A 675-nucleotide genomic window follows, 5' to 3' on the forward strand; every position below is an offset into this window, starting at 1 on the left:
GGGAAATGCGCGCGATGCACCGTCTGCGCCTGAAACAGCAGGTCGTTGAAGGGCTTGTCAAGCAGCGCCTGCACCACCTCCACCGACCAGGGGCCGCGCGGTGCCGCGGAAGCCGCCGGTGGACGATGCAGAGTGACGGTCCGGGGCTCGCCGGCCATGAGGTCATTGGCTCCCATCTATGCGAACTCCATGATGACCTGGTCGACCGAGAGCGATTCGCCCTTGGCCGCGGCGATGTGGCCGACCACGCCGTCCTGCGTAGCGAACAGCACGTTCTCCATCTTCATCGCCTCGATCACCGCGAGCTTCTCGCCCGCCTGGACCTGCTGGCCGGGCTGCACCGAAACCTCGACCAGCAGCCCCGGCATCGGCGACATCAGGAACTTGCTCAGGTCCGGCGGCGCCTTGTAGGGCATCAGCGACAGCAGCCGCGCACCGAGCGGCGACAGCACCATCGCCTCGATCTGCGTGCCGTTGTGCACCACCCGCAGCGACAGCGGATTCTTGCCCGCACCGCGTTCGACCTGGGCGATGAAGGCCCGGTTGTTGACGATGCCTTCGACCCGGATGCTGCCGAGCGGCGCCCGGCTGTCGATCTTGTAGCTGCGCTCGCCCACCGCCACCGCACTGGAGCCGTTCTGGCCGTGGAAATCGGTGACCGACACCGGCTTGTGC

Annotated in this window: 1 protein-coding gene and 1 pseudogene; both read right to left on the bottom strand. The window is 67.3% G+C overall.

What is annotated here, in order from left to right; genetic code table 11:
* Positions 1-176, bottom strand: a pseudogene (locus AC1DY5_RS57835) (biotin synthase BioB); the annotation flags it as partial.
* The coding region (locus AC1DY5_RS57840) for a biotin/lipoyl-containing protein (protein ID WP_478123071.1) at positions 177-675 on the bottom strand (499 nt) is incomplete at its 5' end.

The organism is Variovorax sp. P4_D9 (genome assembly GCF_056401695.1).